Raw genomic sequence first — 20,335 nt, 5'->3', positions numbered from 1 at the left:
GCCAACTTTTGCGCCGAAGGATGAAGCAAAAGTGGCCGGCTTCGAAGGAAAAATTTTCATATATCGTCTCACGATTTGAAAATTTTGGATGAGAAGGATTCCCACCCCCGGCACCACGTAGGAAAAGTCAAAGAATTTTGGTTCGCCTCGCTTCGCTCGGCGACGATGAAATGTGTTCTGACTAATTCAAGAATACCGCACCAATATCAAACTGAACGGTTTTTAAAGACTTCACAAAATATCACATCAAAAACAGGAGGCCTCAAAAGTCCTTCTGTTTTTGAGATTAATCTAAAATAATTATATTAGTGGTACTGAATATAGAGAATTGGAGCTTCGTCAGGATTATAATCAAATCCAATAAACGAGCGCTCGTTTGGCGTGCCATCGTTTGAGATCAAGAATGCCATAGAGTTTCCAGAGACCCATCCAGGCTGGCCTATCATATTTTGCACAATACTTGTGAGATTTGGAGCGGCGTGCCAGTGTTCGGTTTTCCAAAGACCATTTTCGCTATCGTCAAGATAAACGGTAACAGGCAGACCCGTTCCCCCATCACTAATGAGGGGCAACGTATTCAAGGGAACTTCCGTTGAAAATGTCGTCGGATTCGCGTTCGCATCAGCGACTCCATTTATTTTTATATTTAGAGATTCCGTATACGAATTAAACCATGTTGGTTTGTAAATTATTGTTGCATGGTCAATGATAGCCATCGAAGGGATATTGATACTGTTGAAACGTAGTCCTGCGACAGCGTCAGCAGATCCGCCTGGACATTGTGTGTTATGCCCGACCATAGTAAACGCATCATTTGTAGTAGTATAACTCCCACAGGTGTATGCATCATCACTCGACATAGTAATGTGTGATGATATTTGAGTCATTTCAGGAAATTGCGGACCTTGACTACCTCCAGTACTTGAGAACGGTTGTTTGTAAATAAACACCTTGGTACGATTTGCGTCACCCACATAGAGGTTTCCCAATTGATCGAATGTGGTAGCACCCGCCAAAGTTGTGTGGTCATTGAGGTAACAATCCGATTCCCCAGAAGGAAGTATACACGTTGGTGTGGTCACACTTGTTAGTCCTGGATTCTCGTAAATGCCCACAAACGGCGAAAGACCACCATAGCTGTCATACCCCACGATCATGCGGTCAACACCATTGCCAGTATTGAACGCCGCTTCATACGTTGCTTGTGGACTTGGAAATGCTTTGTAAGCAAATGGCGCATAAAGCACATCGCTGTTGTCTACAGGAAATGTTGAAGTACTTGATGTTTGAAACATGAGCATTCGCATATTTCCAGCTCCTTCGGTAATATGATCCGACACGTATAAATCTTTATTTTGATCAAGAGATAAATTATATGGATAACAAAGCAAATCTAAAGCCGTCTGTGGAACACTAGCGCCATGATTACAGTTAGTATCCGTAATATTAGTCTGTCCGAGCACTACATCAACAAGAGGTGTTGTACCAAGAGGATCTCGAATTCGTAGCACGCGATGCTCAAATGGTTGTGATACCCACAAGAAGTCCTGATCATCTGCGGTAACTGTGGGAACAATGCCAATTTCTCTTCCGTTGACGGAAAGATTTTGAATTTGGTCTGTGCTGTTTAATACACCAAGCGGTCCCCGAATCACTTTAATCGGCTTGCTCCAGGTATAGAGCGGGGTTTGATACACAAAGATACGATTATTGCTCGCTACCCATAGCCTCTGTTTAGAGTCAACCTTCATTTGTGCATAGGAATTATTGCCGTTGAATAGATAGTTAGAGGAATTAAAATCTACTTGTCCGATGAAACTGTCAGCTGCCTTACCGTTGGTCAAATAATCCAGGTTATTCCAGATCATGATTCTGTGACCGTCAGCTACATAGAGCTGATTCGACGCGGTTGCAATACCGCCGGCATAAAACAAATGACTGTTCGAGGTCGGATTGTACATAAACGACGGTGGCAACAAGGTGGTGGGCTGGACTGAATAGGGCGCTGAATAAATCACCACGTTGTTCGCATCGCGCCCTCCTGGTACCAAAACATTTCCTCCGACATCGACGTCGATCGAACTATCAAAAGAATTTGCTACGAAGCCACCACCTGCGTCCAACCACACCGGAAGAGTTTTAATTAAATTTCCATTCCAATCAAATTGTTCTACCTCAAAATGCTGTGGAATATATGTCGGTGTAGATACATCCGGCACCCAATGGCTAATCCAAAGACCGTTAAGACCAGAGACTGCGCTGACACTGGTAATATATGGCCTTTTAAACTCCGTACTACCTCCTCCTGAAAAAAGAGTTCCCGTCATACCATTTGTAAACTGGGGCGTGAACACAATAACGCGACTATTGGGATATACTGAATTATCTTGATTCTGAGTCGATCCATCCGCGACATACAGCTTGCCAGTAGGCCCAAACGCCAGTGAGGTTGGCGCTTGCATACGAGTCAACCCGGTTCCGCCCGTGCGCGAGGTAAAATTGGATTGCCCCAGCACCAGATCAGCGGACTTGCTGATTTTATTCGTGGCCAGGTTCTTGGGAAAACGCAACACCCGATTATTTCCACCATCTGCAACCCAAAGATTTCCCCAGGTATCAAGAGCTACCCCGAAACCTTGGGAATACCATTCAGACATGGCACACAGCGATGAAGCACTCGGATTGGCGATAGGGGTGCTAGGGTCTATGTCACCGCCCTTGCGTTTATATGGAACCTTATTGCAATATACTCCAGAAAAATCATCTTGACCTATGACATCGTCCGCGATAGTAGGTGTTTTACCTGGACTATTATCAAACGGCTTTTCAAAAACAAGGACTCGATTGTTCTCAAAATCGGGAACGTAAAGATCCCCTGTAGTCTGGTCCACTGCCATGCTGGAGCGACGCGCCATTTCCTTCGGGCTGATATACCACGCCGCCGTCCCACAAATAGTGCTGGCACTAGCTGGCGCCAGATAAGGATATCGCGACATACTTGCATCCTGATTACACGAACCGTAACCCGTACCCGTAGGCTGACCGATGACTAATGCCGGCATACATGCCTCACCTGGTGTCGCATAACAGCTATCAAGATTAAACCCTAAGATTCGATTGTTACCCCCATCCCATACATAAGCCCGGCCATTGACTCCACTGCCGACGGAGCGATCCACCACAACGCCACCCGCGTTGAAAACATGCTTGGGCACCACTGTGTTTGTGGTAGATTCTGTATGGTCCCGCTGGCCAAGTACGATGTCAGCAGTAAAATCTCCAACGATACCTCTCGGTGGAGTATCGTAGATAGTGAAAGTGAGAGAAGTATTTGATCCAAGAGTTACGTTAGCGCTAGGATTACTTAATTCAAGCATCACCGTTTCATCACCCTCAGTAGCGTCATTATCAGACACGGTTGCTATACGTATTGTTTTCGAAACTTCACCAGGTTCGAATGATAGAACTCCACTCGTCGTAGTAGATAAGTGTATTGAATAATCCGTTCCGTACATCGCTGTACCACCGGAAACAACAGCCCAATCAACGGTCACTGTTTGCGTTGCTATCATATTTAGAGAAACGAGGATATCACTGATTGCAAGATTTTCGCTCCCGAATGAGGTTGTAGTAGCAAATGATACTTGAGGAAGCGTTGGCGCTGTACACGTCACTTTCACTCCTGCAAAATCCAAAGAAAAATCACGTGAGTTGTTGCTCGCGACATTGGTCAAGCGCAAGAGAAAGTTGGAGTTGCTTAGTTCATCAAAGGCCCAATTTCTGCCCCATGTATTTGTTGGACCACCTAATGTATAAACAGTGTTAGATTTCTTCAATGTGGGGGTCGTTAAGACCCCTTCGGCGCCGATTGTCCAATTAGAACCTCCATCCCACGATAATTCCGCGCACATTTTCGGTGCACCGGTCGTGCTGTCCACTTTTCCTACGAGCTGTACTTCAATCCCATCAATCGTTGCTCCCGAGGGCAGACTGAAGCCGTAGTTAAAAAATTTATGTCGATCCTTTCCGGGACTCGTGCACTGAGTGCCATTTTGGGTACCGCTATTAGTATCAACTGCATATACATCATTGGCGGTATAGGCATTAGCTGGATTACTTTGAAAGCCGTTCCCGTCTCCACCTGTATCGGCTATGTTTGATGCAGGACCGCTAAACCCAACGGTACAAACCGCAAACGAAATATTTGGAAAAATAAGTGCGGTAAAAATTATTGCTCCCGCGATAAATTTAGTCGTATAAAAATGCTTGTGCATAATACTTTTTCGCTAAACACGTAATAAGTTGGTACTAAAAGAAACTTCGAATCTCAAGAAAGGCTCATCTCTAATCCTCTCAGCTAATAAAATACATTTTAATATCGTAGCACGTAGTGTCACATGAAGTACATTGTGGACAACTAAAACTTGGTACTCAATTAAGACCTTTATAAAATAATCAGGGATGTACGCGAAATTTTTTATTTTCATTCATTGAAATATTCAAAGGAATGATTTATACTCAACTCATTCAAAAAACCGAAATCTGCAATATGGAGCCAGAAAACACCGTACGTTTTTATATCCGCCCGTAGCTCAGTTGGTAGAGCAACTCCCTCTTAAGGAGATGGTCGCAGGTTCAAATCCTGCCGGGCGGACCCGAGTGAAACGAGTGGTTCGCCCGGAGCAAGTAAACTTCTTTACTTGCGTCAGGATTTGAAAGCCGCAGTATGTCGCGCAGCGACAACGAGGCGGGGTCGCGAGTACTTAGACTTTTGTGAACGAAGTGAAATAAAAGGATTAGTAACTCGTGACCAAGACTGCCGGGCGGACAAGCGTAAAAAATTTTCCCTGCGGGAGATTTTTAGCTTGTCCGAGGCGCAGCGCTGTTTTTGTTTGAGCTTGCTCAAGGCAAAAACCGCGAGCCGGGGTCGCGAGATTTTTCCGTCAGGAAAAATACTTGTGACGACGAGTAGCATGGTGTAGTGATGTAATTTGGGCTAGTGGCGAAATTGGTAGACGCACTGCGCTTAGGACGCAACGGGGTAACCCATGGAGGTTCAAGTCCTCCCTAGCCCACCAGAACGAATTGATGTCAGGGAGTAAGACACCTGCGTGTTTTGCGTGAGAGGACTTGAAAAGGTTGAGTATATTTTTGAGGATTAAGTAATCCGAAAAAATACGAAACCTGTACCGAATCTGTAAGATTCAAGTCCTCCCTAGCCCACAAAAATTTTATTGTATTTCTCATTTTAGGATATAATCCATAAATCCTGCCGTGGTGGCGGAACTGGTATACGCGTACGCTTCAGAAGCGTATGCCGCAAGGCTTGAGAGTTCAAATCTCTCCCACGGCACAAACATTAGATAAGCCTCGTGAAGCGAGGCGAATCTGTTTGTTTGTGGACACGGGAGAGATTTGAAGGCCGGAGCGCGGCGGCGCGAGGCGGGGTCGCGAAAATTTTCAGCAGAAAATTATTTGTGACCAAGTCTCCTCCCACAGCACAAGTAAATGAAATAAACGCAGTGCTGTGGGAGCAACGCAACTGCTTGCGTTGCGTGGAGATTTGAAAGGCGGAGCCATGTCGTACGAAGCGAAGCAAGTACGGCAGGCGAGTCCGGGCAGGAGGCACTTATGAGCGTAGCGAATTTGTGACCAAGCCTACTCCCACGGTACAAAAAACTTGACTTATTTGTATTTCTCCTGTATAGTTTCACCCAGATAGGTTGGGTTTTTGACAGCTTAATATTTCATTTTTCTTTCTGATTAGGAGGTTGCAATGAACGGTATCATTTCTCTGCTCTTACTCTCTGCTAGCGTAGGGCTAATTCTTACCTTCTTAGGGGTCATTCTTTTAGTCATATTGTGGCTACTGGCTCATGCCAAAATATTCTTCATGTTCCCTCAAGAAGGACAAGGATATGTGGTTATGAAGGGTGGCGCCTACAAGGAAAATAAACGTGGACAAATCATCACCGAAGGAGGTGAGTTCCACAAGTTCATTATTGCACTGAAAGGACGGCACCTGGAGTGGGACACTAAACTAAACACATGGGGGATAGTTGATGGCGATTCAGAACACAAAGGATTCCTGGGGTTGATTGAGAAATCACTCGGTATGTACTACATCGGAATTTGGCCGATTTATAAGGTCTATCGGTACGAATTCCGGTGGGATGAATGGGATCCTGCCAAAAAAGACCCCGAACTCATCCCACGCGATGAGCCAACTGACTTCTTTTATGTGAGTACGGCCGAGTATGCCGTCTTAGCGAAAGAGGCAGAAACGGGAACCACTTTGAAAATTCAGGGGAATCCATTACTCGGCGGTAATGTACGGGTAAATGTACAGTTCTCTCTTTTTGTGAGAGTCGTCTATCCGCAAATAGCACTCTTTGAAAATGTTGACTGGTTTATTCAGCTACAGAAATATAGCTTAAGTCGTACGAAGGATTATGTCGGCGTGAGAGATTTTAATGATTTACGCGCCGAAACAAGTCCTGAGGGAATCGCTGATAAGGGAACTTTCTCGGATGCTATTGTTCAATTGAACACGGAAGTTAAAGGGAAAAAGGATAAGGATGGTAAACCGGAGGGAGTTTTAAGACTTCTTGGAGTTGAGATTGTAAGCGCGCAAATGCTTACCGTTGATCTTGTCGACGAAAAGGGAGATGTTCAAGCGGCAGTAACTGCAATCTATGTTGAATATCAAAAGGCAGAAGCGTATGCCGTGGCAATAAAAAAACGCGCCGAGGCTGACGCGGATGCAATCGACAAGCGTTACACCGCGATTGAGAAATTCCCCTATGGTCCGCAAATTCGTCGCCTTGAGGCGATGGAAAAAGCGGGAGAGAAAGGAAATGTTGTCATATTTGATTCTGCGGGGGATGGAAAATCGTCCGTAGATCAACAGACAAGATTACTTTCTGCAATTCTTACATCCGTGAAGGGGAAAGATGCGGAAAAAGATACACAAGGAGATCAGGATACAACTAAACCTGAGGGAGGTGCCCCATGAGATGGATTAAAATTTTGTTTACACTTCTTCTCGTGCTTATTGGTATCTATTTTTATCTTTTCGACCCTGTTGGTATAGAGACGGCAAAGTTTTATTTTGAATTAACGGCCATCTCTATATTGATTGTGATTCTTGGTGTTCTAGCATTTTTTGTTATTGCTCTCTTTTCATCACGTGTTTGGGGTAAGTTAAAAAATACGACCACAAAAACGAGTGAGGTAGAGAGCACTAAGGGCATGGACACCAAAAAGGTAACTCCGATACCACGTAGCTCCTTGGCGGATGGAAGCTTTTACTGGGTCAAATTTGTCATCCTATGTGCATGGTTAGTATTCCTCGTGGCAATATGGTCCTTTGACTCGACGCTATGGAAACAAGTGGCAACAGATCACTGGAAGTGGTTCATATTTTGGAATGCTGTAGCGATATCAGTTCTTGTTATTGCCTCAGCGAAAGTGTCATTTGTCACTTTTATGATGCTTGGTGCCCTTCTTTTGTTTGAAGCGGGACCCCAAAAACCAAAATATGTTGCGCAAGCAGTAGCACGTGGTGAATCGAGTGTCGTACTCGTTGCGCATGAGTTTACACCGTCACAAGAATTCCGTTTTCCACTAAACCTAATAAAAACTGACTTTGATTGTGCTGAAAATGTCATACTGCGAGTAAAATTCAAAGTCAGGGGGATTCCGTACACCAATACTGTTCCCTGTGGTCCGGAAATTCAAAGCTCAATCATTGACATAGAAAAATATCCAGAGCTGAAGGGGGTAACTGTAGTGAGTGATTACCGAGTACAAGTTGAGCCGCCAAAACAGAAAGGGAGAAAAGTGAGTGTTAAGGTTATTATGAAACACCATTCGTGATTTAGTTCATTTGCCCCGTCGTTTTATTACGACGGGGTTTTCTTTTTGCTTATTGTATGCGCATTAAAAAATCCCCCGATTGAGTTGGGAGATTTTTTAATTCCTTTATTTTTAGTCTTTATGCCTTTAGAGGCTATATTGAAGTAATGGTATCACCAACGAGGTTCATGATTCCGAATGCGGATACCATGATGAACATCCCGATGATCCCCCAGAGCATGTGCTGTGCACCCGTCCTCCTCGCTTCAGGACTATCATAGTCCCGAATGAATTCAAACGCGCCCCATAGAAAGTAAATAACAGCAAAACCGAACAAAAGAACGATAAGAGGATCCAAGATATTCTTACCGATTTTGTCAATTAGTGTGTCTAAATCTGACATAAAGGATGAACGTTGGATTCCATTTAGATATTGGTTGTTGCAGCAGGAATATTCAATACAGGTGGTGCTTGTATTGTGGTATCAGTAAACCCAAGAGATCCTACCAAAAGATTAACGAGACCCCATACTGACAACATGAGGAATAGTCCGATGATACCGTAAATCATCTTATCGCGCCCTGTTTTACGCCCTTCTTCATCTCCTGCGGCGGTAACAAACTGGAAGATTCCCCAAATAACATACAGAGTGGCGACTACAAGAAGAAAGGGGATGATTGCATTAATAAGGTCAGTGAACCACTTAAGCAATTGTCCAATAGTCCCAACAGTAGCAGCGGCACTACCAACAAAAGGAACTGCCGAGAAACCTAATAAAAACGCTAAAAAGTATTTTTTCATTTTTTAAATTCTTTTACTTAATAATATTAACTTTGCATAATTTTACCGACCTATATCTTGGAAAAACCAACTGATGCCGAAACCTTCCCCTATAGTATTAAAATAGGCTCATTACTACAAGGGGGGGGTGTGGATTATTATAACATAACCCCTAGTTTCTCAATAAGCAAAATTTTCTAAAAAAACTTACCTTGGCAGTAGAAGACACGCACCGCCACCCAATCTACATAGACCCAATAAGAGGAATTTTGGGAATAGTGTCTGAAGGTAGTTTCAGGGAATTTACTAAAAGATTAACAAAACCCCATATTGATATCATCACAAATAAACCGACGATACCGAAGACGATTCTATTCCTTCCTTCTGTAACAGCCTTTTCATCCCCTGCGGAACGAATAAACTGAAACACACCCCATACTACATACAGCGTCCCCAGAACAGTGAGAAAAGGAATGAATATGTTAATGTATGCGACCACGAGAAGCAACTCATCTCTAATGGTTACCCCTTGGACAATAAACGGGACTAACATGATGGAGGCTGTGGCGGTATAAAATATTTTTCTCATGGTATTTTTCTTATTTATTAACATAATGAACATTTCTCTTTCGATAAATCTGTATGTTGCATACAGACCATGTAATCTATTTTTACGGTAAGAATTCCTCTGCATCGGGAAGACCCGAGCTTGAATCAAGCTTAAATGTGGCAGTTAAAACATTAATAAGCCCCCACATTGAAACCATTACAAATATAGCAATAACCCCCATAATCATCATGCTTCTCCCCTCTTCTCTTGCCTTGGCGTCATCCGCATGCAAGATATATTTACTGATTCCCCACAACCAATACACGACCGCGAGACCAACAATAACCACAATCAGCGGATTTAAAATTTGATCCACAAAAAAAGCAACGAAGTCTGATAAGGTTGTCGCAAAAGCAAACGCTGGAAACATAAAAAGTGTCGCCAAAACAACAACGAACGTTGCAAATTTCCGACCTTGAGGAATCTTGAGGCGGTTGATAATAGACGTTGGAATCCTGCCCTGGGACTTATTGTTATGTATTGATTTTTGTAGCATGGCTATTCTCTATCCAAATAGTTCATTATTTCAAACTTTCAATCGTGCTACCTATCCCTTCCGCCAATAACCATGAACCGAGAAGTATCGCCGTCCCGATAACCGCATAGGTGAAAGCGCTTTTTGCTTTCGTCAGCTCTGATTCATTTCCTTGCGCTTTCACAAAAAGAAACCCGCTGTAGATAATAAACATCGCGGCAACGGGGATGCCGATTTTAAGGACTACTTGCAAAATTGCCTGCACAAAATCCATAAACGTTGCATATTTTATGGGGTTAGGAAACGAAGCACCCCCGCCCGTTGTCCCAGGACCGGTCGTACCTCCCGTGCCCGGACCATGGGTATTCGCAAGGATAATTTGCGGTAAAGTAAAGAAAGAAGCAACCATGTACCAAAATATTTTATTTATTGTAACCATATTTTTTTATTAATAACTTAAAAACAGTATACCACAGGGCTAAATTTGAGAAAATTGTCTTACATCACTTCAAGTATGACGGCACGCTCGAAGATTGAAGCGCCGATGTAATCGCGGTCACAATCAACCATGCAGAAAGTGCAACAATAAGACCAATCAAAACATTCCAGAAAATTTCTTTTGCTCTCGATACTTGCCCAGAATTGTCTCCTGCGGTAAGAATCATGACGCCTGCAACAGCAAATGATATTGCGGCGAGGGGAACTGCGAGACTGAAGAGAAGGAATGTGACGATATTCTTGATGAGTACGATAAGATAATCAAAACTACAGGAAGGTTGACCCGAGCCCCCACACGGCACAATTGCCGCAGATGCATACACGGGAGCAAGAAGCACGGATAAGGCCAATACTATTGCGCCTAATGCGTATATTTTCTTTTTAGATACTCGTGATTTTGCGAGTTGCATATTTTTTTATAATTTTCTTAAAAGTTTTTCCAATAACGCATTGCCATTTTCAACTGCATTGCTTAATTTTCGTCTTCCTGAAGTGATATCTTGGACAATTTCGTTAAATATTGCGTTTGTATCACTAGGTGATGGATCAAGCCACCCCTTGCTCAAAAGGGCTCCATCGTAGAATACTGAAAGGTATGACTCTTTTGGTCTTTGAGAAAGAAGCTCGCGACGGACTGGAGGAAGATTGAGCGCCGTTGAGGCGGATGCAACGACATCTTTGTTCGATAAAATCTGCAAAGCTGCAAGATCTGCAGATAATATTTTCGAACTCTTGAGAATGGAGAGTCCCTGCATCTTGCCGAAAGTAAGTTTGCGGTCTGCGGTTCGTGTTTGCGGTACAGTAGTTACGTCGAAATTTAGATGAGGATTTTTCTTCTGGAGACTTCCATATTCACTTGCAAAACCAAAATAGAGCGCGAGGTCCCCAGTAGTAAACATATCTCGCGAATACAGAAGTGAGCGATTCCATGAATATGATGTTTTGGTGGGATTTGAAAATTCTGTATAAAACCTAAATGCTTCTTCCCCGGGAGATACGCCGTTGCTCTCGTTTGATGACAATGTCGAACGATACACACCTCCCTCTTGACTGACAATGGAACTCCCCGCCTGCATCATCAGCATTGAGAGAATCTCTTTTGCATTTGCGACGTTATCATATTCTCCAAATGAAACAAGGCTCTTTTTAATATTCGAACTATTGTCAATTTTTGTAAGAATCTTCGCAAGACCAAAAAATTCATCCCAATAAGACGGCGGGGTGCTGATAAGCGCCGACGAAAACATGTCCCGATTCCAATACATCACCAAAGGATCAACAACAAACGGAACTGCGTAGATTCCTGTATCTCCCAAATATAATTCTCCCTCCTCAATAAAATTAGTTTTAAGGTCTCGTTCCGGATACACTTCGTAAGGAATTGGATATATTTTATTGCGATGTCGAACAATGTAATCCTGTGAAAGGAGTATCATGTCCGGACCGATACCATCAGCAAGAGCTTCTATGAGTTCCCTTTCAAATGTTCCCTTGCTTTTTTCGAAATAAGTAACCGTGACAATTTTTTTATTCTCATTATTAAAATCTTCAAAAATGTTCATCAACTGCGCCTGAGGCAATGTTCCCCAAATGGTCACATTTCCTAAAAAAAGATTGTCTTTGGTTGCCTTATTGCTAAATCCTGGCAATATTCCCGCAAACGCAAGAACACCGAGAAATATAAAAGCTCCGAATGTACCAAGAATTGCGAGCTGAAATCCTTTTGCTTCTTTCATGATAAATTTTTAAAGATTGTGCCAAAAATTCATAACCATGGTATCTCTAAGTGAATTCATTGTTTGACTGCCACAAACCCATAATGATGATCTCCTGATGAAATAAAACGATCTAATGTAAAACCATCATTTTCAAAAAGATCCCGAGCAGTCTGTTCACTCATTACTTGATCAACATGCGGACCCATTCCTCCGAAGGAATCTTTCCAATCAACGACAAGAACGCGACCTTTCGGCTTGAGTATCCGTCTTACTTCTGCCACAACCCCTCGTTTATCTTCAGCTTGAAATAACACATTTGATACAATAACTGCATCAAGAACGTGGTCTTTAATTTTTGTTCCCCCCAAACGTTCTATATCTCCCCAAATTACTTCGACATTAAAAAATCCTTGTTTTGCAGCCATATTTTTTATATTTGATAAAAGCTCTTTTTGGACTTCGACTGCATATACGCGACCAGAAGTTCCCACTTGAGCTGCGGCTGCAAGCGTGTAAGCGGCAGAACCGGCACCCAGATCTGCAATCTTCATGCCTTCTGTTAGACCAAATTGTTGTATATTTTTTTGAGGATCGGAGAAAGTCATAGGATATACATTGTGTGGTTAACAATATAATTATATATCAAAGATGCCATGTTGCACAATGAAAGTATTATTTTTACAAAAACTTCACTAGTTTCAACAGCTTTTTAGAATTTGGAAGCAGGACTTCCAAATCCCCTTACATAACAATAAGTGACGCTAAACTGTCTCCCGGGCGCGGTTTCAAAATTTTTACACCTTGTGTCTGTCTCCCGAGAGACGGAACACTACTTAAATCTGTTCGTATAACTTGACTTTTCTTGGAAATAGCGACGAGTTCTTCTTCTGCTTCGGTTACAACCTTAGCAACAATCAAATTGCCGATTTTTGGTGTGACTTTAGCAGTCTTGATACCCGAACCTCCTCGGTGTTGAATTTTGTATTCAGAAACAGGAGTTTTTTTACCATAACCGTTTTCTCCCATGACCAAGAACGTGGCTTTGGTGTACTCTTTTTTCACTATGTCAGCACCAATGATATAGTCCCCTTTACGCAATTTCATTCCACGGACACCCCCTGCCGCGCGTCCCATCTCACGCACATCAGATTCTTTAAAGCGGATTGCTTGCCCTCGTCCCGTTGCAAGCATTATGTTGTCACCTTTCTCAACAAACAAAGCAGAGAGAAGCTGATCACCCGTACCAAGCTTTATTGCCATAAGTCCGCTCCGACGCACATCTTTGAAACTTTCCGCAGAGACTTTTTTGACTACCCCTTGTCGAGTAACCATTGCGAGTGAAAGCGTCCCCCCTTTTGTTTCTTTTGTCGCTCGGGGCATTGCAAGAATCGAAGTGACCTTTTCATCACTTCCCAACGAAATAAAATTCATGATTGATTTCCCTTTTGTTGCACGTCGTCCTTCGGGAATGTCATACATTTTAATCTGATATGCCTTGCCTTTGTCAGAGAAGAACAGAAGGTCGTTGTGCGTAGTCGCTCCGATTAACATCGTTATGAAATCTTCTTCTTTGGTATCAAGATCAATAACACCCACGCCACCACGTTTTTGCCTTCTGTATTCATTTGGGTTTGTACGCTTCACATATCCCCCACTCGTAAATACCAAAATGGATTCCTCGTCAGGAATGATATCTTCAAGAGAAATCGATTTTGCACCATGTTTTACAACTCTAGTGCGACGCTCATCGCCATATTTCTCTTTAATATCTCGAAGTTCTTTTTTGATAACTTCAAAAATCTTTTTTGGGCTTGCTAAAAGTTCCTTGAGCTCTTTAATGAGTTTTAGTTTCTCTTCGAGTTCAAGCTCAATCGCCCTACGCTCAAGACCGGCAAGTTTCTGAAGTCTCATCTCAAGAATTGCAGTCGCCTGTACGTCGGAAAATTTGAATTCCCGCATGAGATTACTATGTGCAGCTGGCGTATCCTTTGATGCCTTGATGAGCTTGATGATTTTGTCGATGTGGTCGAGCGCTTTTTTGAGTCCCTCGAGGATATGGGCTCGTTCTTCGGCGCGCGTGAGATCAAACTGCGTTCGACGTCTTACAACAACCTGTCGATGTCCAATAAACTCATGGAGCATTGTTTTGAGTGAAAGCGTTTGAGGAACGCCGTCAACGAGCGCAAGCATGTTGTAGTGGAACGCCGACTCAAGTTCGGTATGCTTATATAAATAATTCAGCACTTCTTGCGGGTGTGAACCGCTCTTCAGATCGATGGCAATGCGAATGTCTCCTTTTGCGGATTCATCACGAAGCCCCTTGATCCCTTCAATTTTCTTTTCACGCACCAGATCCGCAATTGAGACAATGAGATCTGACTTGTTTACACGGAACGGGAGCGAGGTGATGATGATCTGGTTTGCATTTTTCTCTTCAATTATTTCCGCTTCGCCTCGGCATACCACACCGCCTCTTCCTGATGCATACGCATGGTGAATATCTTTTTCGCCGAACACAATTCCCCCCGTTGGAAAATCTGGTCCTTTCACAAATTTTAACAAATCATTCGTTGTAGCATCAGGATTCTCACTCAAGTGGAGTAGCGCATCAACAACTTCACCTAGGTTGTGAGGCGGAATATTCGTCGCCATACCAACGGCAATACCCAACGTGCCGTTTAAGAGCAAGTTCGGTACGACCGACGGTAATACACTTGGTTCTTTGCGTGAACCGTCATAGTTGGGACGAAAATCGACAGTATTTTTATCAAGATCTTTCAATACCTCGCCTGAAATTCGAGACATCTTTGCCTCGGTATAACGATATGCCGCAGGAGGATCACCATCGATAGAACCAAAATTTCCCTGACCCAAGACAAGCGGGTAACGCAACGAAAAAAGCTGGGCCATTTTTACCATCGCATCGTACACCGATGAATCTCCGTGCGGATGATATTTACCAAGTACATCTCCAACGATTGTCGCAGACTTCCTAAAACGAGCGGAGGCTACCAGCCCAGCTTCTTGCATCGCAAAAAGGATGCGCCGGTGTACGGGCTTGAGTCCATCGCGCACATCCGGAAGCGCGCGTTGAGTGATCACCGACATCGCATAGTCTAAATAAGACTCCTTCATTTCGGAGCTTATTTCAACAGGAATTATTCCTTTGTGGACTGGGGCTTCCTCGTGGGGAGCCTTTTTTTCTGCCATATTTTCTTATTCTAGCACATTGGAAACAGAATTAAAGGGACTCAATAGCCTCTTGTGTCGTTAGCTTCTTCTGCTTTTATGGTCGTTGAAGCTTGTAAAGTTTTTGGGGATTCTCCAAAACTATTAAAGCTTTCTGGTGTTAATTTCTCTCGAGCTGGAGATATAGCAGGAATATTTGATGTACTAATATTTTCAAACATCTTGGTAAATGTCTCTTTGATGCCATCAAAGGGAGAAAGAATTCCCTCGCGGGGCACATTCGTTTCGTTCGCTTTTTGTATATTTAAAAGAAGAATCCAGAAAAGTACGACGATGAAAAATATCACAACCGTAGAAACATAAAGAATCATTTTGCGCGTGTGCAAGGGTTTATTTTGGAGATTTCGCAATTGGATCCACATGAGTGAGTTTGAAAGTTATAAATGTAGAAAGTTAAGAATTAAGCTTTTAGCTTCGTTAGCTTCTTAAGCTTCGGAAGCTTTTGAAGCTCGGGAAGCTCATGATGAAGCTCTTTTCTGCCGGGATTAGTCTGCATTGTTCTTGAGCACCACAATATCGCCTTCCTTACCTTCAAGATCTTTTTTCTTAATAGTAAGTTTATCAAGAGTTTCGGCACCATCACCAGCTTCCTTGAGAAACGTTGCGAGCAAACCACTTTTCCCACTACCCTCAAAATGCATCGGGATCACCATTTTGGGGTTGAATAAAAGCGATACTTCGTGCGCAGTCGAGGGCCCCAACACATCCCCGTCGCCAACAGGAACAAAAAGAATGTCGACATCACCGACTCCTTCTTTGATTTCACTTCCGATAGATTTTGGGTCAGACAATGCCCCGAGAAAACAAAGTGAAATATTGTCAAATAATACAGAATAAATTGTATTAATTCGCTTTTCTTTTTTATACACCGTCTCCGCTGGAAATCCTTTGATAAAAATTCCCCCCACTTCATATTCGCCAGGTCCGGAAATAACAAACGGCACTTTATCTCCATAGGAAAGTTGGTCAGAACCGTTAAAATCATCGTGGTTGAGAGAAACAAGAGCGATGTTTGCACCAAATCGTGATGTTTTGAATGTAGAATCCTTACCAATCGGGTTGAATGCGATAGTTATATCTCCCGTCTGTATTTTAAAAAACTCCCCGCCATAGTACGTGATAATCATAAGAGCGTATTGTACCAGATTTTTTAAAAATATGAAAATATGCGATATGCCCATAGATATGGTGTTTTTGTCTGATTTTGGAAGCAAGGCTTCCAAAATTCAGGCAAGTTCAATGGCTTTATGGGTGAGGGCGGGGGTTGCAAAAAAACTAAAGGCGTGTTATTGTGAATTTTAGTAGCACTTCACACATCAACTGCCTTGGAGGGCACAATATGCTAATCTTAACCCGAAGGATCGGCGAGACCTTGAATATCGGCGACGAAGTTCAAGTCACAGTACTTGGAATCAAGGGAAATCAAGTCCGCATCGGCGTTATTGCGCCTAAAAAAATCCCCGTTCATCGAGAAGAAGTATACGAGCGGATAAAGAAAGAAAAAGAAGCCGGCGTAGTTCATCCGATGCCTGGCAACCATACGCCACGGTGATAAGAGAATTTTGAGACAAATTTCCTCTAATACTTGACAATTTTCCTGGGGGGGTGTATAATCTCCAGCAGTAAGAGCAGTGCCCTTCAACCAAAACCCCATGTCGGGGAAGGAGTCAACGTATGCGAATGCAAGAAACAACTTCCATAGTAACCAAGAGCAACCTCAACCTGGCCCGCGGCGAAACCTGCGGCATGTCTGTGCATATAACTTCGACGACGATCGGCGCCCGCGAAAGCGCCGGCAACATGGCCTGACCATGACCACCGACATCTGGCATACCGTAAAGGCCGGTATAAGCCAATAAGATGACGTTGTCAGCGCCATTTCTACAGGGGCGACCACATGAAACACATGTGTGGTCGCCTTTTTTATTCGCGACGTAGGGCGAGCGACCTAAATTTCTTACTCGCAAAGCGAGTGTAAAAATTGGAAGTACTCCCGTGGTGTGAAATGGAAATGTTCCTACATTTCCATTTCCAAGCCGAGGAGCTAATATAGGTCAATACCGCGCAGCTTTGCCACGCTTTTGTATAAGCGGGGAGTTCCGAGCATTACCCCGTCGGCTTGCCGCGGGGACATATATTTTTACCACGACAGATTGACAGATTTAATCAATGCGATAGAATTCTTGAAGATTTGATCTATTGAGTAATTTATTTTTTCAACAACGGCAAAAATGCCAAAGGAGGTCGACGCATTGCGAATGCTAGATGATAATTTGTGCCCTAATCCTCGCTAATACTTCGAGCGGCTACAGTTGTAGCCGCTCATTTTTTTTATTTTATTTATTTATTTCGCTTCATGTAGTGAATTGCACAAAATCTTATGTATTTTTTGTACAATGTTATCAGATTTTGAGCACTGAATTTACACCCTCATGTGGGGTTGACAAATATTTTGTATCTGGTAGAATTTATGGTAATTAGCTACAATCGTGTAGTTAATGCCAACCAACTATTCCCTGAAAAATGGGAAAGGAGAAGGTTATGTACTTTAAAAACTTGTTATTTTTTGCAGTTTTTCTGTTCACCTCCCTCGGCGCGCAAGCGGCTTCTGATGATAAAGATCTTGGTATATTCGTACGAGTCCTCGAGGCTTCAGGTTCTTTTGAAGAAACGACGGCTGCACTGGAAAAGGCACTCGGCGAATCCAAACTGACGTACCACACAAAGCGCGACCTCATCTATGATGACAAACAACAAAAGGCCCGTGTCTATGTCCTGACGTCACCGACCTATATGCAGGCTGCCAAAGACGAATCGCCGGATACAATTTCGGCGCAAATCTTACGCATCGGTGTGTATGAGTACGGTGAGGGCAAGAAGGTCCATATCAACATGGCAAATCCTGAAGCACATGCGGAAGTCTACTACTGCAACAAGAGCATGAAATCTCTTCATTGCTTGGAATTGGTTTCCGCAGCAAAAGCGGTGGCGAAAGAAATCACAGATGTCACCGCCAAGGTCCCGGGCACGCAGGTATCCGTGCAACTCGAACCTGTACGTTCCCGGAGTGCATTGCAAAAGTTCAACGGCGATGGTCCTGCCAAAATGATGGCCAAGTTCCGTAACTGGAAGGAAAGCCAGAATGAAGTCTTCACCGACAAAGCTGAAAACTTCGACGCCGTTGTTGCACGTGTGGAAAATGCGTTCAAGGCCAGTCAAGACAAAGGCACCGACGATTCATCCGGCTGGCGTCTGTTGAGTAAAATCCCTGTGGGAACGAACGCGGTCTACTTCGGCATCAGCAATGACTACACCGAGAACAAGTGCATCCGCATCAACTCCGACTTCCGGAGCGATGGCAAATCAAAGGATGCGCCGTATCCCGGCGTAGACCATGCCACAGCCATCCCGCTCGAAGTCATCGTCTATAAAGACGGCGACAACGTCAAGGTGGTACACTATGGTCAGATGTGGCGCATGCAATTGTACTTCTGGGATTCAGGCTATATTGCATTCGCCAAGAACACCTTGATCCCGAGCATCATTTTCTCGTCGATTGATGTGGCCGTCAAAGCACCGTCAGACAAAACAGCAAGTAAATAACAAAAACATACCGTATGCCGCAAGGCATACACCAGGGGGACGCTCAAGTCCCCCTGTTTTTTTGCTTCTTTCTCGTTTCTTTTCACCCCCTCCGCCAATATCAAAGTAACCTCACTCATAAAGATGGAGATTTGCAAAAAAACCTTTTTAATGTACACTGGTGTCAACTCTGGTTTTTGGACAGTTGAATAAATTATTAATGCAGAAAGGATAACCCTTTTGAAGGATGCACGGAGCGCGACCTTTCAAGAGACCCTGAAGCGTATTTCAATAATACCCGCTTCGTGCGGGATTTTTTATTTTTTGCTCACGCAAAGCGTGATTACAAAAATATAGAACCTGACACCATTTTTGAATCATGGAGGTTTCTATGTTTTCGAAAATGGTGTTAGGTCAAAATAAACTTTATGACAAAAACAATTACAGAAAACGAGGCAGCGCAAATATTACCCTTGCAACCAACTTCCATTATGGGGGAACTTCTCAAGAACACTCCCGAACTTCCCCAGAAGGACGACTTGGTTGAAGGTACAGTTGTAAATATAGAAAAATCTTCCGTCTACGTTGACTTAGGGACATTTGGTACCGCTATTATTTATGGGCGTGAGTTTATGAACGCACGCGATGTCATCAAGAAACTCAATGTAGGTGACGTCATCAGCGCAAAAGTCGTTGACCGCGAAAACGAAGACGGCTATGTCGAGCTCTCGCTCAAAGAAGCTCGCCAAGCGCGCACATGGGAGGAAGCGGAAGAAGCAATCAAAAATAAAACAGTTCTTGAAATCCCTATCAAAGATGCGAACAAGGGCGGACTCATTCTCGAGTGGCAAGGCATTCAAGGATTCTTGCCCGCATCCCAACTTAAGACCGAGCATTATCCTCGTGTTGAAGACGGCGACAAGAATAGAATTCTTGAGGAATTGAAAAAACTCATTGGAACCAAAATCACGGTCTCTATTATTTCCGCGCTTCCCAAAGAAGGGAAACTTATTTTCTCCGAAAAAGATCCGAACCAAAAAGAAAAGAAGGAAATTATTGAGCGATACAAGGTGGGTGAAGAAATTGACGGCACCATCACCGGGATTGTCGACTTCGGCGTGTTCGTCAAAGTCGAGGATGGTCTCGAAGGGCTCGTTCACATTTCCGAAATTGATTGGGCGCTCGTCGAAGATCCAAGAAAACTTTTCAAGGTTGGTGATAAGGTAAAAGTAAAGATCATTGAGATCAAAGACGGAAAAGTTTCACTCTCCATTAAGGCGCTCAAAGAAAATCCGTGGAAAAATGCGGAGAAGAAATACAAGAAGGGAGAGATTGTAAAGGGCGTCGTAATTAAATTCAATCAATATGGCGCACTCGTCGCCATTGAAGAAGGTGTTGCGGGACTTGTCCATGTTTCAGAATTCGGCTCTGCGGACAAACTCAAGGCGGCGCTAGAACTCGGCAAGACCTACACATTCCAAATTATGGTATTTGAACCGAAAGACCAAAAAATGACCCTTGCGTTCATTGATGAAAGCAAGAAGGCGGAAAGTAAATAAGAGTAGC

At 43.4% G+C, this 20,335-nt stretch carries 17 protein-coding genes and 3 tRNA genes; 8 read left to right on the top strand and 12 right to left on the bottom strand.

The window, feature by feature from the left end:
- Nucleotides 1-305 precede the first annotated feature (305 nt).
- Nucleotides 306-4,274 carry a Calx-beta domain-containing protein gene (locus tag Q7S11_02930; GenBank protein ID MDO8572702.1) on the bottom strand — a complete coding sequence of 1,323 codons (3,969 nt, stop codon included), beginning with the start codon at nucleotides 4,272-4,274 and terminating at the stop codon, nucleotides 306-308.
- A 307-nt stretch (nucleotides 4,275-4,581) separates the two neighbouring features.
- On the opposite strand from Q7S11_02930, the gene Q7S11_02925 reads away from it, so the two are divergent.
- The 5 genes from Q7S11_02925 to Q7S11_02905 all read left to right on the top strand — a co-directional run bounded on the left by Q7S11_02925 (nucleotide 4,582) and on the right by Q7S11_02905 (nucleotide 7,878).
- Nucleotides 4,582-4,654: transfer RNA gene (locus tag Q7S11_02925), tRNA-Lys, on the top strand.
- A gap of 339 nt (nucleotides 4,655-4,993) precedes the next feature.
- Nucleotides 4,994-5,078, top strand: a tRNA-Leu gene (locus tag Q7S11_02920).
- A gap of 193 nt (nucleotides 5,079-5,271) precedes the next feature.
- Nucleotides 5,272-5,353: transfer RNA gene (locus tag Q7S11_02915), tRNA-Leu, on the top strand.
- A gap of 423 nt (nucleotides 5,354-5,776) precedes the next feature.
- A complete protein-coding gene (locus Q7S11_02910; GenBank protein MDO8572701.1) occupies nucleotides 5,777-7,015 on the top strand; it encodes a hypothetical protein in 1,239 nt (412 codons plus the stop codon).
- Nucleotides 7,012-7,878 (top strand): hypothetical protein, encoded by an 867-nt coding sequence (locus Q7S11_02905; protein ID MDO8572700.1) that lies wholly within the window; start codon nucleotides 7,012-7,014, stop codon nucleotides 7,876-7,878. Before Q7S11_02910 ends, Q7S11_02905 begins: the two co-directional genes overlap by 4 nt.
- A 133-nt stretch (nucleotides 7,879-8,011) precedes the next feature.
- Here the strand turns inward: Q7S11_02905 and Q7S11_02900 are convergent, their stop codons facing one another.
- The 11 genes from Q7S11_02900 to Q7S11_02850 form a co-directional block, all read right to left on the bottom strand.
- A complete protein-coding gene (locus tag Q7S11_02900) occupies nucleotides 8,012-8,260 on the bottom strand; it encodes a hypothetical protein (GenBank protein MDO8572699.1) in 249 nt (82 codons plus the stop codon).
- Nucleotides 8,261-8,283: 23 nt separating this feature from the next.
- Nucleotides 8,284-8,658, bottom strand: coding sequence for a hypothetical protein (locus Q7S11_02895; protein ID MDO8572698.1), 375 nt, complete (start codon nucleotides 8,656-8,658; stop codon nucleotides 8,284-8,286).
- Between the two features lie 223 nt (nucleotides 8,659-8,881).
- Nucleotides 8,882-9,226 carry a hypothetical protein gene (locus tag Q7S11_02890; protein MDO8572697.1) on the bottom strand — a complete coding sequence of 115 codons (345 nt, stop codon included), beginning with the start codon at nucleotides 9,224-9,226 and terminating at the stop codon, nucleotides 8,882-8,884.
- 82 nt (nucleotides 9,227-9,308) lie between these two features.
- Nucleotides 9,309-9,743 (bottom strand): hypothetical protein, encoded by a 435-nt coding sequence (locus Q7S11_02885; GenBank protein MDO8572696.1) that lies wholly within the window; start codon nucleotides 9,741-9,743, stop codon nucleotides 9,309-9,311.
- A 25-nt stretch (nucleotides 9,744-9,768) separates the two neighbouring features.
- Nucleotides 9,769-10,161, bottom strand: a complete 393-nt coding sequence (locus tag Q7S11_02880) for a hypothetical protein (protein MDO8572695.1) — start codon at nucleotides 10,159-10,161, stop codon at nucleotides 9,769-9,771.
- A 64-nt stretch (nucleotides 10,162-10,225) separates the two neighbouring features.
- The gene (locus Q7S11_02875) at nucleotides 10,226-10,630 is read right to left on the bottom strand and encodes a hypothetical protein (GenBank protein MDO8572694.1); all 405 of its coding nucleotides are present in this window, start codon (nucleotides 10,628-10,630) and stop codon (nucleotides 10,226-10,228) included.
- A gap of 6 nt (nucleotides 10,631-10,636) precedes the next feature.
- On the bottom strand, nucleotides 10,637-11,956 hold the full coding sequence (locus Q7S11_02870) for an extracellular solute-binding protein (GenBank protein ID MDO8572693.1): 1,320 nt from the start codon (nucleotides 11,954-11,956) through the stop codon (nucleotides 10,637-10,639).
- 56 nt (nucleotides 11,957-12,012) lie between these two features.
- Nucleotides 12,013-12,543 carry a methyltransferase domain-containing protein gene (locus tag Q7S11_02865; GenBank protein MDO8572692.1) on the bottom strand — a complete coding sequence of 177 codons (531 nt, stop codon included), beginning with the start codon at nucleotides 12,541-12,543 and terminating at the stop codon, nucleotides 12,013-12,015.
- Between the two features lie 136 nt (nucleotides 12,544-12,679).
- Nucleotides 12,680-15,148: a DNA gyrase subunit A gene (gene gyrA, locus Q7S11_02860; GenBank protein MDO8572691.1), complete on the bottom strand. Its 2,469-nt coding sequence runs from the start codon at nucleotides 15,146-15,148 to the stop codon at nucleotides 12,680-12,682.
- A gap of 41 nt (nucleotides 15,149-15,189) precedes the next feature.
- Complete coding sequence (locus Q7S11_02855) at nucleotides 15,190-15,513, bottom strand: hypothetical protein (protein ID MDO8572690.1); 324 nt, start codon at nucleotides 15,511-15,513, stop codon at nucleotides 15,190-15,192.
- 159 nt (nucleotides 15,514-15,672) lie between these two features.
- Entirely contained in the window at nucleotides 15,673-16,314 is a 642-nt protein-coding gene (locus Q7S11_02850) for an MBL fold metallo-hydrolase (GenBank protein ID MDO8572689.1), read from the bottom strand.
- Between the two features lie 212 nt (nucleotides 16,315-16,526).
- Here Q7S11_02850 and csrA point away from each other — a divergent pair, with 212 nt between their 5' ends.
- From csrA to Q7S11_02835, 3 genes are all read left to right on the top strand, one after another.
- Nucleotides 16,527-16,739, top strand: coding sequence for a carbon storage regulator CsrA (csrA, locus tag Q7S11_02845; GenBank protein MDO8572688.1), 213 nt, complete (start codon nucleotides 16,527-16,529; stop codon nucleotides 16,737-16,739).
- A gap of 989 nt (nucleotides 16,740-17,728) precedes the next feature.
- On the top strand, nucleotides 17,729-18,790 hold the full coding sequence (locus Q7S11_02840; protein MDO8572687.1) for a hypothetical protein: 1,062 nt from the start codon (nucleotides 17,729-17,731) through the stop codon (nucleotides 18,788-18,790).
- Nucleotides 18,791-19,197: 407 nt separating this feature from the next.
- Complete coding sequence (locus tag Q7S11_02835) at nucleotides 19,198-20,328, top strand: S1 RNA-binding domain-containing protein (GenBank protein MDO8572686.1); 1,131 nt, start codon at nucleotides 19,198-19,200, stop codon at nucleotides 20,326-20,328.
- The last annotated feature ends 7 nt before the right edge of the window (nucleotides 20,329-20,335 follow it).

It is taken from the genome of bacterium (assembly GCA_030648955.1).
Lineage (GTDB): Bacteria > Patescibacteriota > Minisyncoccia > Phycocordibacterales > JAUSHB01 > JAUSHB01.
This window is presented reverse-complemented; position numbering and strand designations above follow the sequence as displayed.

What these genes read in the sequence shown, in the direction of transcription:
- Q7S11_02905 (MDO8572700.1), top strand. Translation starts at nt 7,012, where the DNA reads ATGAGATGGATTAAAATTTTGTTTACACTTCTTCTCGTGCTTATTGGT.
- Q7S11_02895 (MDO8572698.1), bottom strand. Translation starts at nt 8,658, where the DNA reads ATGAAAAAATACTTTTTAGCGTTTTTATTAGGTTTCTCGGCAGTTCCT.
- Q7S11_02900 (MDO8572699.1), bottom strand. Translation starts at nt 8,260, where the DNA reads ATGTCAGATTTAGACACACTAATTGACAAAATCGGTAAGAATATCTTG.
- Q7S11_02890 (MDO8572697.1), bottom strand. Translation starts at nt 9,226, where the DNA reads ATGAGAAAAATATTTTATACCGCCACAGCCTCCATCATGTTAGTCCCG.
- Q7S11_02865 (MDO8572692.1), bottom strand. Translation starts at nt 12,543, where the DNA reads ATGACTTTCTCCGATCCTCAAAAAAATATACAACAATTTGGTCTAACA.
- csrA (MDO8572688.1), top strand. Translation starts at nt 16,527, where the DNA reads ATGCTAATCTTAACCCGAAGGATCGGCGAGACCTTGAATATCGGCGAC.
- gyrA (MDO8572691.1), bottom strand. Translation starts at nt 15,148, where the DNA reads ATGGCAGAAAAAAAGGCTCCCCACGAGGAAGCCCCAGTCCACAAAGGA.
- Q7S11_02880 (MDO8572695.1), bottom strand. Translation starts at nt 10,161, where the DNA reads ATGGTTACAATAAATAAAATATTTTGGTACATGGTTGCTTCTTTCTTT.
- Q7S11_02840 (MDO8572687.1), top strand. Translation starts at nt 17,729, where the DNA reads ATGTACTTTAAAAACTTGTTATTTTTTGCAGTTTTTCTGTTCACCTCC.
- Q7S11_02930 (MDO8572702.1), bottom strand. Translation starts at nt 4,274, where the DNA reads ATGCACAAGCATTTTTATACGACTAAATTTATCGCGGGAGCAATAATT.
- Q7S11_02850 (MDO8572689.1), bottom strand. Translation starts at nt 16,314, where the DNA reads ATGATTATCACGTACTATGGCGGGGAGTTTTTTAAAATACAGACGGGA.
- Q7S11_02835 (MDO8572686.1), top strand. Translation starts at nt 19,198, where the DNA reads ATGACAAAAACAATTACAGAAAACGAGGCAGCGCAAATATTACCCTTG.
- Q7S11_02910 (MDO8572701.1), top strand. Translation starts at nt 5,777, where the DNA reads ATGAACGGTATCATTTCTCTGCTCTTACTCTCTGCTAGCGTAGGGCTA.
- Q7S11_02875 (MDO8572694.1), bottom strand. Translation starts at nt 10,630, where the DNA reads ATGCAACTCGCAAAATCACGAGTATCTAAAAAGAAAATATACGCATTA.
- Q7S11_02885 (MDO8572696.1), bottom strand. Translation starts at nt 9,743, where the DNA reads ATGCTACAAAAATCAATACATAACAATAAGTCCCAGGGCAGGATTCCA.
- Q7S11_02870 (MDO8572693.1), bottom strand. Translation starts at nt 11,956, where the DNA reads ATGAAAGAAGCAAAAGGATTTCAGCTCGCAATTCTTGGTACATTCGGA.